Below are 14,231 nucleotides of genomic sequence, written 5' to 3'. Positions count from 1 at the left end.
ATGATAACCATCTAAAATTGTTATCTTTTTTGGCACATCCTTTGCAACTTATCTATGTGAGGAGGTCGAAGAAGTCCTAATAGGCACACAATACACATACACACAAAAAAACACACAGAGTAAAAAGACATTTTGACGGAGGTAAACGCAATGAATGCAATCGCGATGAATGGATTATCATTTAACTTCTATCGTGAACTGGCCATGACACTAGTATGGTACATAGGCTCTCTCTCGTTGATGTTATCGCTATTTGTTTTCGTTATCAGGCCAAAAATCGCAATACCTGAGATGGAAAAAGCTGATTTTCGTACGCAAATTGAAATTGCGAAGTTTATTCACACTAGAAAGTCCCAAGTTGCGTTTGGGAATGAAAAAAATTGGAAGTACCTACGCAAACAGGTATTTCGCATTCAAGGAAAGAAATGCTTAAAGTGCGGTATTGAACATGAAAACATGCATATTGACCACATTAAACCAAAGTCGATTCATCCTCACTTAGAGTTTATGATCGACAACTTACAAGTGCTTTGCCCAACTTGTAATAAAGAAAAGTCTAACAAAGAAGAGACTGACTACAGAAAAAGTCATCACCTTATGGCGCTTGTTAATACAATCAAAGAAAACAAGCTTTTAAGAGAACGCTATACGTATGACTTTGAGAAATTAACCAGAATAACAAAAGAAAAAATGAAGTTCGAACTTGCCGCATAACCTAAATCGAAGGAGGGCCAAATCGGTCCTCCTACTTTAGCTAACAGGAGGAAGATAAATTAATGAGAAGAAAATACAAACGCTTAGCAAATAAAAGAAGAATCATCATTCCCATGGAAGTTTACTCTATTCAGAGCATCAAGCGCCTAAACGGCATATCCCTTTACGATATTATTTTTAATCTAATTGAGAATTTAAGATAGTAAAAGGGAGCACTTGCTCCCCTTCTAACGCTTTAGTTAAGATAATATACATCTGACATATTTAAAATTAATGCATCATCATTATCTAAATTAATAATTGTTTCTGTTGAACCAAGTCGAGGCGATGATTCATAGAAGTAAAATTCGGCCATTCCTGCACCAAGAATCTTCTCTTCGACACCAAGTTTTTTAAGTAGAGTTGAAACTAAGCCGTTAGCTCCACCTAGATAATACTTCGTGTAAGCAACATTCTTTTGGTAACTATAGCCAATAACACCGTTGATACCTTTCATAAGAAAAACATTATCATCAATGAGATTTGTACATTTGAAAACGTTTACAGCATTTCCCCATTGTAGGACTTGTCTTACTTCACAATTCATTTCAGCAACGTACTCTCCACTCATCATACTCTCTAGTGTGAAGTTATATTGAAAACGAGCAACTGATTCAGCGAATGTAAAAGATGAAAATAGTATTAAAGTACATGTGATAATAAGTTTTCTCATAATTTCTCCCTTAAAGTTTATAAAAAGAAATTATGGGTTCATACGCACATTGAATAGACGCATAGGTATTAAAACAAGGATTACTATCTGTGATTTTGTAACTTAGCTTACAAATTGAGACATTTTTATGAATTATTAATCATTTATGTCATCATCACCTGGATTAATAAGATTAAAATTTAAGATAAGTGGCACAAGATCTTCATCCTCATCTTCCATGACAATCTTTTTGAAATCTTCAAAGAAGCGAAGATAGAGACCAATAATATCCTTTCTAGCTTTTTGAGAAGTAGTAAAGACCATTGATCCATAAGCATCAAGATCAGTCTTACTACCCATTTTAGCAATCGACTTCTCTAGCCAAAATTTACGGATAGAAAGCATTTGTTCTCTCGTTCCACGATCACTAACGCGAATGGGACCAGATTGGTAGAGTCCATCTTTCATTTCGATTAATTCATTTTCCTCACAAAGACTAAGAATTTCATTAACTTCTTTTAAAGTAAGTCCGCTGGCCCTTGCAATGAAGCCATCCTGATGGAATGAGAGTTTCTTATAAGCATTAAGATCAAGGCAAATTAGGACAAGGCCAATATTTGGATTACTAAAGTAATGTTTTGTAATCTCTATTCGCTTCTTATTACTCTCATCTAAAAGTGGAATTGAATTATTAGCCGCCAAATCATAAACCAAGGCCATAGACTCCATATCATCAAAACCAAAAATAATTTGTAAGAAGTCGTTTAATGTTAAATTCGTTTCTTCATTTTTTAGGCGACGCAGCTTTGAAGCGGCAAGGCCACTAGATTTTGAAACATCCGTTAAACTCTTATTACTGAAGAGGAAGTTTAACAACTCCCCAACTTCATCTGGTCCACCTTGAAATCGTAAGTATGACAAGAAAATAAACTTCATATCAATACGAAAGACTTCACAAAACTTTAGAAAGTCTTCCCACGATGCCTTCGAATGACCTTTTTCCCATCGGTGGACAATATTTGAAGATGATCCTAGTCTTTGATTCACCCATTCCTGACTTTTATCAGAACGAATTGAGCGAATTAATTGCTGGGCAAGCAAATCATAATCAAGTTCTTTAGCTAAACCCATTAGACCTCTACCTTGTATGTGGGGTAGATATCCTCGTAAGAGTGAACTCCATGATTACTGTCACGCTTAAAGATATCTTTTCGTTTTAGACCTGTAACACAATCATAGCCAGCTGCTGCAACAATTTCTCTTACGGCCTCTATTGTTGCATGATGAAAGTTAGCGACACGCTTGGCCTTTTGTTCAACATTAATTCCTTTTACTAGATCTGGATTTTGAGTAGTAATACCAACAGGACATTTATTTGAATTACAAGTTAATGCCTGTATACAACCAATTGCAAGCATCATTGAACGTGCCCCATAGCAGGCATCGGCACCTAAAGCGATGGCCTTGACAATATCAAAGCCAGTAAATAATTTACCCGCTGCTAATATTTTAATTTCATCTTTTAGGCCATACTCCTTTAAGATATTATAAGAATTAGTTAGTCCTTCCACTAGAGGTGTTCCAATAGAATCTGAAAACTCAAGTGGTGCTGCACCAGTTCCACCTTCAGCGCCATCAATTGCAATATAGTCCGGATAATTATCAAGTTCTTTAAATGTCTTTACCATATCAACGAACTCACTTCGTTTTCCAAAACACATTTTTATTCCAACGGGCTTTCCTCCACTCAACTTTCTTAAGCGCTCAATGAACTCAACCATCTCTTTTGCGTTGCTAAACTCTTTATGGGAAGGTGGAGAGTCAACTTCTGTTCCAACTTTTACACCACGAATCTTTGCAATTTCAGCAGTATTCTTCTTTGCTGGTAAAATCCCACCATGGCCTGGCTTGGCCCCTTGAGAGAGTTTTAATTCAATCATTTTAACTTGTTCCAAGGTTGCCTTATTTTTATAATTTTCTTCACTAAAATGGCCGTCTTCGTTTCTGGCACCAAAATAACCAGTCCCAATTTGCCATATTAAATCACCGCCACCACTTAGATGGTAATCACTAATTCCACCTTCACCAGTATTATGGGCAAAGTTATTAAGCTTAGCACCACGATTTAATGCTTCAACAGCACGTGAACTCAAAGACCCAAAGCTCATGGCCGAAATATTAAAAATTGATAAACTATAAGGCTTAGTACAATGCTTACTTCCTACTTCAACACGTAGGTCTTTTTGAACTTCACTAAATTCTTTAGGATACATTGAATGATTTATCCACTCATAACCAGTTTGATAAACATTCTTCTGAGTTCCAAATGGTTTAGTACTTAGAGCAAGCTTGGCCCTTTGATAAATAACATTACGAATTGTTCTTGGAATCGGCGTTCCATCTTCATCTGATTCAATAAAGTATTGATAGATCTTAGGTCTTAGATCTTCCATTACATAACGAAACCTTCCAACAACAGGATAGTTACTTTTTAGTGTATGTTCACTTTGAAATAGATCATAAAAACCTAAAAGGTATATTGGAACTAATACTAAGTATTGATAATAGAAGAAGTCATTAAAGAACTCTCCCGCAAAAACAGTTGCTATATTTGTAACAAAAAAGAACCACCAAAATAATTTTCTGGGGCTAATACCGCGACCTAAGTAAGCCATTTTTGACCTCTACATTTACTATAAGAAATAGTTTTTATTTTATATTTACATATTATAGCTAACTTATCGTCAACATTTACATTAGTTTTACAATGAATCTGTTTGCCTCTTGTTAAAATAAATTAAGAAGAAGTACCACACGCAAATCAAGGATAACGCCAATGTGCACGAAAACTTATTCATTTAAGAACTTAAACAAAACAAATACAATCTTTCTCCTATTAACACCTATTGTAGCTATTGCAGGAACTATTGCATGGCTTAAAGTTGACGGTTTTGATTGGAGAATCATGGCCCTTTCTTTGGCCTTTTATATTGCAACAGGACTAGGTATTACAGCAGGCTATCATAGACTCTTTGCCCACAGATCTTATCAAGCAAGTTGGCCAGTTAGGCTTCTTTTATTGATTTTTGGTGCAGCTGCTGTACAAAACTCGGCATTAAAGTGGTGTAATGATCACCGAATTCATCATGGAAAGGTAGATACCGACCATGATCCATATAATATCAATGAAGGCTTTTTCTACGCTCATATGGGCTGGATTCTTCTCTTAGAAGATGCAGATGAATACAAATTCTCAAAAGACTTATTAAAAGACCCAATGGTTATGTTTCAACATAAGTTCTATTTGGCATTTGTTATTATCTTTAGCTTTCTCTTACCGGCCTTTCTTGGTCATCTAATTGCAGGCTCTTGGCTTGGAGGATTATTTGTTGCTGGTGTTGCAAGAATCGTCTTTGTTCACCACTGCACATTCTTTATCAATTCACTATGCCATGTTGTAGGAACAAGGCCATATGATAAGAAACAAACGGCACGTGATAGTTGGATTATGGCGCTTTTCACATATGGTGAAGGATATCATAACTTCCACCACACTTTTCAAGCTGATTATCGCAACGGTATTAAATGGTACCACTTTGATCCAACAAAATGGTTAATTCGTGGCCTAAACTTCCTTGGGCTAACTTGGAATTTAAAACGCACAAAAGAAGAGCTTATCAAATCGCGCCTTCAAGCGCAGTAATACCTGATACGCGTTATGATTATGAAGATCATAGCGCGTATATTTTTCCCTCTTCTTACCCGATATAAAACAACTTAAGATAGAAATATGTTCAGTCTTAAGCAGGTCGACCCTGGCCACAACTTTGATCTTGATGAAGAGTTTTTTGAAAACTTCACTTCATCTCATACAAGAAAATCATATTTAAACGATATTAATCAATTCCTATGCTGGATAAGTGATTATTTTAAAATTGAAAACTTTGAAAGTATTGAGAGAATTCATGTTATTAAATATCGAAATTACTTATCAGAATTTGGCGGCCATAATCAAAATCCTTCAACTCCTAAGACGATCAATCGAAAGCTGGCAAGTCTAAGTGTGTTTTTTAAATACCTCGTTGAAAAGAATTCAATTAAAGCAAATCCAGTTTCAAGTGTCAGAAGACCACGTAGTGAAGTAAAGTCCCCTACTAACGCTCTTACAAAAGATCAGGTATTAGAACTCTTTGCTCTTATGGGTCAAAATAAGAATTCAAAATATCTTCATGTTGCTCTATTTGTTACTTTCTTTACAACAGGACTTAGAAAGAGCGAGGTCTTAAATCTCAAGTTTAAAGACTATCAAACTCAAGGTGACAATAAGGTCCTTCAATACCGCGCAAAGGGTGGAAAGCTTGGAAAGAAGGTCTTAAACCCTTTAGCAATAAAGGCCATCGAAGAGTATATTGATTGGATGAATGAGTGTGAGAGAGAAACGGGAGATAACGACTGGCTCTTTCAACCAACACGAAACCCAAGTAATCCAGAATTTCTTAATAAACCACTTCATCCAAGCACTATTAATGAGCTTCTTGATCGTTATGCAAAACAAGCAGGGATAGGCGTAAAGATTACTCCCCACTCAGCAAGAGCAACATTCATTGGCGAACTCCTAGAAATTGGTGTCGATATTTACACAATAGCAATTGAAGTTGGACACGCTTCTGTGAAAACAACTGGTGAATACGATAAGAGAAGAAATAAGATCAAGGAAGCACCGACTTTAAAACTTAATTGGGATTAAATTTGTAATTTTAATTACAACGCACCCCAATGTTCGTATATTTTCACAAGATGTAGTAGTGTCAAAAACTCTACGGCCACAAGATATAGTATAAGCACATAGCGTTAACACGCCCCCTCACCTCTAAAAATTAGATGACAGACTTTTTTAGACACGATTTTTTTTCTGTAAAAAGAACTTGCAAAATCTCGTCAAGCCCATATTTAATAGGTATTAAAAGCTCTACAATAGTGATCAAGAATAAAAATTAGAGGCGCAAAAAGCATATGTCAAAATCTTGGCCCATTGTATATTGATAAGAAGTACTTCATCAGCCTAAACTAGAATAGAACATACAACACGATCTTATTAAATTAATTTTAAAAGATTTGATATTTTTTACTAATTTTTAAGTTACATGTAAGACGCACACACAAGATTTTAATGCCTCGCACATCAGCATTACTGTCCGTGTTTTTTACAAAGTTAAGGAGGAACTTGTGACTTCACCAATTCTAGCAGAAAACGATGACAGATTTGTTCTTTTTCCAATTGAGTACAATTCAATTTGGGAAATGTACAAGAGACACATGGCAGTATTTTGGACTGCTGAAGAAATTGACTTAGAACAGGACCTTGCGGACTGGGAAAAGTTAAATGACAATGAGAGGCACTTTATTACTCACGTGCTTGCATTCTTTGCAGCAAGTGATGGTATCGTTAATGAAAACCTTGCGGTTCGTTTTTACAACGACGTACAAAACCCAGAAGCGAGATGTTTCTACGGTTTCCAAATCGCAATGGAAAACATTCACTCAGAAACTTACTCACTACTAATTGATACGTATGTTAAAGACGCTAAAGAAAAAGATCGTCTTTTCCACGCCGTTGATCACTTTGAGCCAGTAAAGAAGAAAGCTGACTGGGCCATGAAGTGGCTACGTGCAAAGAATACATTCGCAGAAAGACTTGTCGCTTTTGCAGCTATTGAAGGTATTTTCTTCTCTGGATCATTCTGTTCAATTTTCTGGTTAAAGAAAAGAGGACTTATGCCAGGTCTATGTACTTCTAATGAGTTTATTTCTCGCGATGAAGGACTTCACTGTGAATTCGCTGTTCTTCTACACTCTTTACTAGACAAAGATGAGCAGTGTTCAAAAGAGACAATTAAATCGATCATTACTGAAGCAGTAGAAATTGAAAAAGAGTTTATCTCTGAAGCAATTCCTGTTTCTCTAATCGGTATGAACCAAGACCTTATGAAGCAATATATTGAATTCGTAGCAGACTTCTGGATGCAACAATTTGGTCTAGAAAGTCATTACGGATCAGATAATCCATTTGATTGGATGGAGCTAATCTCTTTAGAAGGGAAAACAAACTTCTTTGAAAAGAGAGTATCTGAATACCAAAGACCGGGTATCTTATCAGAAAAGTCTGATAACACTTTCACTTTAGACGCGGAGTTTTAAGAAATGTACGTACAAACAAGAAGTGGCGAAAGAGAGCCAATTAAATTTGATAAAATTACAGATAGAATCAATACACTTGCTTTTGGTTTAGAAGATAACGTTGATCCAACAATGATTACGCAAAAAGTAATTGAAGGGATCTACGACGGTATTACAACTTCTGAGCTAGATAATCTTGCAGCAGAAACTGCAGCTTATCTAGCGACTAAACACCCTGATTACAATATCCTTGCAGGACGTGTTGCAGTCTCTAACCTTCACAAAGAAACAAAAGGTTGTTTCTCTGAGAATGTTAAGGAGATGTATCACTACGTAAATAAGGCAACTGGAGAGCACGCACCACTAGTTTCAAAAGAACTTTATGAAACAGTAATAGAAAACGCTGAGCTTCTCGACAAGACTCTCGTTGATAAGCGTGACTTTAATTACGACTACTTTGGTTTTAAAACACTTGAAAGATCTTATCTTCTAAAAATGAATGGGAAGATTGTTGAAAGACCAGGTCAAATGCTTCTTAGAGTTTCTGTTGGTATGCACATGAATGACATGGAAGCAGCTATTGAAACATATAACTTAATGAGTCAGAAGTTCTTTACACACGCAACTCCTACTCTATTTAACTCGGGAACAAATAAGCCACAAATGTCTTCTTGCTTCCTACTAACAATGAAAGATGATTCAATTGATGGTATCTACGATACGCTTAAGCAAACTGCGCTTATTTCTCAGTCTGCTGGTGGAATCGGGCTTTCAATCCACAATATCCGCGCAAAAGGTTCATTCATTAAAGGAACTAACGGTACGTCGAACGGAATCGTTCCAATGCTTAAAGTTTTCAATGATACAGCTCGCTACGTTGATCAAGGTGGTGGAAAGCGTAAGGGTTCATTTGCAATCTATCTTGAGCCATGGCACGCAGATATCTTTGAATTCCTAGAGATGAAAAAGAATACTGGTAAAGATGAGCAAAGAGCGCGTGATCTTTTCTACGCACTTTGGACACCAGACTTATTCATGAAAAGAGTTGAAGAAGATGGACAGTGGTCACTATTTTGCCCACACGAATGTCCAGGCCTAGCTGATTGCTATGGTGCTGAATTTGAGGCACTTTATACAAAGTATGAAAAAGAAGGGAAGGCCAAGAAAACAATCAGAGCACAAGACCTATGGTTTGCTGTTCTTGAGTCTCAAACTGAAACTGGTTCTCCTTATATGCTATACAAAGATGCAGCTAACGAGAAATCAAATCAGAAGAACCTTGGAACAATCAAGTCTTCTAACCTTTGTACAGAAATCCTTGAGTACACAGCTCCTGATGAAGTAGCTGTTTGTAACCTTGCTTCAGTTGCTCTTAACAAATTTGTTAAGATCGACGACGAAGGTAAAGCAACATACGATCACGACCACTTATATAAAGTTGTTTATCGTATGACGAAAAACCTTAACAGAGTAATTGATGTAAACTACTACCCTGTTGAAGAAGCAAAGAATTCAAATATGAGACACCGTCCAATTGGTCTAGGTGTACAAGGTCTACAAGATACATTCTTCATGATGAGACTTCCATTTGAGTCTGAAGAAGCACTTAAGCTTAATAACGATATCTTTGAAACAATCTACTTTGCAGCTGTTACAGCTTCAAAAGATACAGCAAAGGTTGATGGGCCTTACTCAACATATGAAGGTTCTCCAATGTCACAAGGACAATTCCAATTTGATATGTGGGGACACTCAGCACACTCTGGCCGTTGGGACTGGGATGCACTGAAGAAAGAAGTAAAAGAGCACGGAGTAAGAAACTCACTACTAGTAGCTCCAATGCCAACTGCTTCAACTTCTCAAATCCTTGGAAATAACGAGTGTTTTGAGCCAATTACTTCAAATATCTACGTAAGACGTGTTCTTTCTGGTGAATTTGCAGTTGTTAACAAGTACCTTGTACGTGATCTAATCGATCTAGGCCTTTGGGATGATACAATGAGAAATGAGATCATTGCTAATAATGGTTCAATTCAATCAATTGAAAGAATTCCAGAAGCAACAAAAGAGCTCTACAAAACAGTATGGGAAGTTAAGCAAAAAGCAGTTATCGACATGTCTGCGGGACGTGGGCCATATATTGACCAAGGTCAATCACTGAATATCCACATGGAAAACCCTAACTTCGGTAAGCTTTCTTCAATGCACTTCTATGCTTGGAAAAAAGGTCTTAAGACAGGTATGTACTACCTTCGTTCACGTGCTGCAGTTAACGCTGTTCAGTTCACTGTTAAGAACGAAACAAAGAAGACTCCTGAGCAATTAGAGCAAGAAGCAGCAGCAATGGTTTGTTCAATTGAGAACCCAGAAGACTGCGAGATGTGCGGAAGCTAGATTGCATATTTAAATTTCTAATTTAATTTGGTTTGTCACTAAATTAAACTGCTAGAATACGGGGGGCCAAGGGATTTGGCCCTCTATTCATTTTAAGATATAGGAACTTTTAATGCCTGATCAAAGAGATATCAAAAAAAATCAAATTGAAGATAACACAGGTTTTTGGCAAGAAGGCTGGGACAAAGGCTTTACTGGTTTTCATCAATCAGAATTCAACCCTGTGATGGAAAATTACTTTAACGAAAAAGATATAAGTGGAAAGAATATTCTAGTTCCCCTTTGTGGTAAGAGTTTAGATATGCTCTACCTTGCAAATAAAGGAGCGAATGTAATTGGTGTTGAAGTGGTTAAAGAACCGGTAGAGGACTTCTTTCGTGAAAATGAAATTCCTAATATGACTCAAGAAGATGGAATATACCGCTGCCAATTAGATAAGGGAAGTATCACTATTTATAATAAGGACTTCTTTGCATTAGAGAATCTAGAGAATATTGACTATCTCTATGACAGAGCTTCAAATATTGCGCTTCCACCTTCTATGAGAAAAGAGAAGTACTATCCAACGATAAAACGATTAATTAATAATGAAACAAAAATACTCCTACTAACGATGGATCATAATGGGCCTCAAGACTTCGGTCCTCCATTTGCGATTAAAAAATCTGAAACAACAGAATTTTATCCAGATATAAATCTTGATAGAGAATTAAGTGTAAAGGCAATGGATCGTTTCCAAGAAGCAGGAATAAAGAAAATTAAAAGACTAATCTGGACCAATTAAATAATTGGCCCAGATTAAATACTAGTCATCGTAACGAGCAATTTCTTTCAAACAATCTAGTTCATCATAACCGAAGTCATTTCCAAATGTTTCTAAACATTCATCAAGGCGAACTAGAAGTTCAACAGACATTTCATCTCTTTCCTGATCAGTAACAACACCATCAGCTGCAATTTGACCTGCTTCTTCGTACTCATTTTGAGTAAGCGCATCTACAGTAGCCTCTGTAGTAATATAAAATGGTGCAATTGTAATGACAGTTGAAAGCTCTCTTTCAGAAATATCATTTGCCTGTGTGTTTAAGCTTAATAGTGCAATTGTAAGTAGTAATAATTTTTTCATAATACTCTCCTTAATTATTTAAAACTTTTCCTAGCTTTAAGTATATTATTGGCCATAACAGCGATATTAGTTACTTCTTCTTTATAGTGCGTAAGGTAGAATTGATTCATCTCACCTATGACATCACTCTTTATAGGAGAAAGGCCAAGCCTTGCTCTTTTCTTATTTTCTCTTGCCCAGTCTTTATAACGATTTGCTAATTCCTCAAATTTTACTCTAAGTCCTTTATCACCAGACTTAAGCGCCAGTGTCGCTAGGTTTTCTTGCAATCTTATTAAGGCCATTTTCTCAAGGAATATGTAAGATGCTTTCGTAAAACGCATATCTTCTTTTGAGATATTTGCGGCTATTTGATAACGTTGCTCCACAGGAAGGTTATAATAATCTTCAAATGTTTTAAGGCCAAGGTGGGCCAAGTAACCATTCACCTTCTTAGACTTTTCTTTAAATTGTCTTGTCATCTCATCATTAACGAGATCATCTTCTTTCAAGTCTTTTAACAGTCCTTTTGGCGTCAAAGGTCTACTGCGAAGCTTATTTAAATCAAGTGTTGCCCTTAAGATCTTATATGACTCTGTAGCGCAATTAGCTGAGAAGAACTTATAGTCTCCCATATCCTTTTCTTCATAAAGTCTTAAAGCGTGAGAGATAAAGCGATCAACTTCTCTTTGTGTAATCCTTAAGTCATATTGGTCAAGATCTCTAAACTCGTCGTAATTATATTTTTGCTTAACTTGTGCCAATGTCATGAAGTCAATTTTAGTTGCATATCCACCAAAAATTCCCTTAAGTAGTCCCGGTGCTAAATCATCAACATCAGCAACAACACCAAGGATGAACTCCGTCTGATATTTGAGTGGGCAATTATCAATATTTTTCTTACAAGCACGTACATAGAACATACTATGGCCAAAGCGACTCATGGCACTTTCACCATTAGAGGCCATCAGATATGAGATTTTTAAAACTCTATTTTTATAAAAACTAATTTCTTTATAACCAGTAGCAACTGATATGAAAGTAGAGAAATGATTATCGCAAACCTGTGATTCAAATGTTCTCTCACCCGTAATATCAACAATGAATTCATAGGTAGCTAAGTTGTTGCATTTGAAATTACTATTTTGATAAAATTCACTGACAAAAGAATTGAACTCTTCTTTAGGACTTTCATACTTATTATTTTCTCTTAAAGAGCGATAGTAAACCTTTCTTCTTAGATCACCATTTACACGCATCATACGAGCATATCTCTTCCAATTGGTAAGTGCTAAGAACTGATCTCTCTCATTGCGATCTAAGTGCTTAAAAGCAATATCGGCCCCTATAGTGACCTGTGACACTAAAAGAAGACAGATAAATATTCGCACAGAGGTAATAAATTGCATGGATTAGTTTTATAATGAAAACGAAAAGAATTGTTTGAAAGAGAAATAATGATATAGGGTGTTCATTTAGTAGACATAAGATAAGACGTTATAAGTATCTGTAAATAGGAAGATAAAAAGATAAATAAGATTTTACTCTTTATACAAGAAGAGAAATTTATTTAAGGTTTTTTTGAAAGAAAGAGAGGCCGTCAAATAAACTGACGGCCATTATTAACTAGCGTTTGCGCTTGCTTGTACAAAACTATAATAGAAAACAGCATTTGGATCATTTGAAACTTTCCTAAGCTCAACTCGCATAAGATCAACCGTTTCTTGATCAACTCTTCCCTCTTTTACAAGTTGAGGTGCAGCCGACAAGAGTAATTCACACCAATAATCGATAAATTCTTTTCTCTTATCAGGACGGCGATTATCTAAATGCCATGTCTTTGACTCTACTTTTATATTTTGAAAACCTTGTTGCATAAGAAGGTTTCCAAGTTTTGCTCCAATAAATGGATCTCCACCCATATCGTATTGGTAATCGTTAAATGCCTGCCAATACTTCCAAGTGTTAGGAGAATAAGGATCAAGTAAGAAACTTGAATTCATAACTTCAGATATATATATTCGACCACCAGGGCGAAGAACTCTTCTGGCTTCAGACAAAACTTTTGCGGGCTCAGGCACATGCTCTAAAATCCAACAAAGAAAAGCTCCATCAAACTTGCGGGAACTAAATTGTAAATCCGTTGCATCCATTTGATGAAGATCGAATCGATCTTTTAGGGCCCCATTTAGAGTAGACTCTAAAAAGTCCTTAGCAGATGCAAGCTGGTGTTCACTACGATCCACACAAGTTATATGCATATCAGGAAAACGTCTAAGTAGAATCTCCGTTTGCGCACCAACACCACTACCTATTTCAATAAGTTCTTTAACTCGAGAAAGATTGATATTCTTATAAACTGTTTGCTCTGCAAATCTGGCCTGTGCTCTTAGTCGATCTTGTTCGGCCTTATCAAAGCCGTGAAGATATGGAAATTCACTCTTCTTTTTATCATCTTTAATATCTGTCATATTTACCTCAATAAGTTTTGCTCATTATAACATGCTTAGACTTTAAGGGGGATTTTTGCTAAGCTTGGCCACATAAGTTCTTTATAACACAGGAAATTACTATGCAATTAATATTAGGATCTTCATCACAATTTCGACAGAATCAGTTAAAACAATTAGGTTTAGATTTTACTTGTGTATCCCCTAATATTGATGAAGAGGCCATAAAAAATGATGGTATCTCACCCCTTGAAGTCTCTAGACAGCTTTCACTGCAAAAGGCACAAGAAGTTTTAAAGAATAATCCAGAAGCGATCATTATTGGTGGAGATCAGGTATTAAACTTCAATGGTGACATATTTAATAAGCCTGAAACAATTGAGAATGCTATCTCTCATCTAAAAAAGCTACAAGGTAAGACTCATGAGCTTATAACGAGTATTGCTGTTATCTCAAAGGATAAACAAGTAGTCGAAACAGTTGTCTCTAAAATGACAATGAAAGAGCTAAGTGATGAGCAAATTGAGCGATACGTCGTATCTGATGAGCCACTATGGAGCTGTGGAGCATACAAGCTAGAAACCCAAGGCATAGCACTCTTTGATCAAATTGAATGTCCTGATCATTCATCTATCATAGGACTTCCACTAATTGCTCTGTCTAAAATCCTTCCAGAGTTTGGAATTGATGTCCTCTAAGT

General features: G+C 36.2%; 13 protein-coding genes. 7 read left to right on the top strand and 6 right to left on the bottom strand.

What is annotated here, in order from left to right; all coding sequences use genetic code 11:
* The first annotated feature begins 150 nt into the window (after positions 1-150).
* The gene (locus ACN5L8_RS01280; protein WP_115362550.1) at positions 151-714 is read left to right on the top strand and encodes an HNH endonuclease; all 564 of its coding nucleotides are present in this window, start codon (positions 151-153) and stop codon (positions 712-714) included.
* Between the two features lie 235 nt (positions 715-949).
* Here ACN5L8_RS01280 and ACN5L8_RS01275 read toward each other — a convergent pair whose 3' ends face one another.
* The 3 genes from ACN5L8_RS01275 to ACN5L8_RS01265 all read right to left on the bottom strand — a co-directional run bounded on the left by ACN5L8_RS01275 (position 950) and on the right by ACN5L8_RS01265 (position 4,080).
* A complete protein-coding gene (locus ACN5L8_RS01275; protein WP_419172068.1) occupies positions 950-1,426 on the bottom strand; it encodes a hypothetical protein in 477 nt (158 codons plus the stop codon).
* 135 nt (positions 1,427-1,561) lie between these two features.
* Positions 1,562-2,536 carry a helix-turn-helix domain-containing protein gene (locus ACN5L8_RS01270; RefSeq protein WP_419172067.1) on the bottom strand — a complete coding sequence of 325 codons (975 nt, stop codon included), beginning with the start codon at positions 2,534-2,536 and terminating at the stop codon, positions 1,562-1,564.
* Complete coding sequence (locus tag ACN5L8_RS01265) at positions 2,536-4,080, bottom strand: FMN-binding glutamate synthase family protein (RefSeq protein WP_419172066.1); 1,545 nt, start codon at positions 4,078-4,080, stop codon at positions 2,536-2,538. The genes ACN5L8_RS01270 and ACN5L8_RS01265 overlap by 1 nt, the downstream gene beginning before the upstream one ends.
* 161 nt (positions 4,081-4,241) lie before the next feature.
* Between ACN5L8_RS01265 and ACN5L8_RS01260 the strand changes: the two genes are divergently transcribed.
* From ACN5L8_RS01260 to ACN5L8_RS01240, 5 genes are all read left to right on the top strand, one after another.
* Complete coding sequence (locus tag ACN5L8_RS01260; protein ID WP_419172065.1) at positions 4,242-5,108, top strand: acyl-CoA desaturase; 867 nt, start codon at positions 4,242-4,244, stop codon at positions 5,106-5,108.
* An 87-nt stretch (positions 5,109-5,195) separates the two neighbouring features.
* A complete protein-coding gene (locus ACN5L8_RS01255) occupies positions 5,196-6,152 on the top strand; it encodes a tyrosine-type recombinase/integrase (protein ID WP_115362540.1) in 957 nt (318 codons plus the stop codon).
* A gap of 479 nt (positions 6,153-6,631) precedes the next feature.
* Entirely contained in the window at positions 6,632-7,603 is a 972-nt protein-coding gene (locus ACN5L8_RS01250; protein ID WP_233500267.1) for a ribonucleotide-diphosphate reductase subunit beta, read from the top strand.
* 3 nt (positions 7,604-7,606) lie between these two features.
* Positions 7,607-9,976, top strand: a complete 2,370-nt coding sequence (locus ACN5L8_RS01245) for a ribonucleoside-diphosphate reductase subunit alpha (RefSeq protein ID WP_419172064.1) — start codon at positions 7,607-7,609, stop codon at positions 9,974-9,976.
* A 112-nt stretch (positions 9,977-10,088) separates the two neighbouring features.
* Positions 10,089-10,760, top strand: coding sequence for a thiopurine S-methyltransferase (locus tag ACN5L8_RS01240; protein ID WP_419172063.1), 672 nt, complete (start codon positions 10,089-10,091; stop codon positions 10,758-10,760).
* A 21-nt stretch (positions 10,761-10,781) separates the two neighbouring features.
* Here ACN5L8_RS01240 and ACN5L8_RS01235 read toward each other — a convergent pair whose 3' ends face one another.
* The 3 genes from ACN5L8_RS01235 to ACN5L8_RS01225 form a co-directional block, all read right to left on the bottom strand.
* Entirely contained in the window at positions 10,782-11,102 is a 321-nt protein-coding gene (locus tag ACN5L8_RS01235; RefSeq protein WP_115362532.1) for a hypothetical protein, read from the bottom strand.
* A gap of 14 nt (positions 11,103-11,116) precedes the next feature.
* Positions 11,117-12,490, bottom strand: a complete 1,374-nt coding sequence (locus ACN5L8_RS01230) for a DUF4105 domain-containing protein (protein ID WP_419172062.1) — start codon at positions 12,488-12,490, stop codon at positions 11,117-11,119.
* A gap of 213 nt (positions 12,491-12,703) precedes the next feature.
* Positions 12,704-13,552, bottom strand: a complete 849-nt coding sequence (locus ACN5L8_RS01225; protein WP_115362528.1) for a class I SAM-dependent methyltransferase — start codon at positions 13,550-13,552, stop codon at positions 12,704-12,706.
* 101 nt (positions 13,553-13,653) lie between these two features.
* Here ACN5L8_RS01225 and ACN5L8_RS01220 point away from each other — a divergent pair, with 101 nt between their 5' ends.
* On the top strand, positions 13,654-14,229 hold the full coding sequence (locus tag ACN5L8_RS01220) for a Maf family protein (protein ID WP_115362526.1): 576 nt from the start codon (positions 13,654-13,656) through the stop codon (positions 14,227-14,229).
* The last annotated feature ends 2 nt before the right edge of the window (positions 14,230-14,231 follow it).

This window comes from Halobacteriovorax sp., assembly GCF_048381875.1.
In the GTDB taxonomy this organism is placed as follows: Bacteria; Bdellovibrionota; Bacteriovoracia; order Bacteriovoracales; family Bacteriovoracaceae; genus Halobacteriovorax_A; species Halobacteriovorax_A vibrionivorans.
This window is presented reverse-complemented; position numbering and strand designations above follow the sequence as displayed.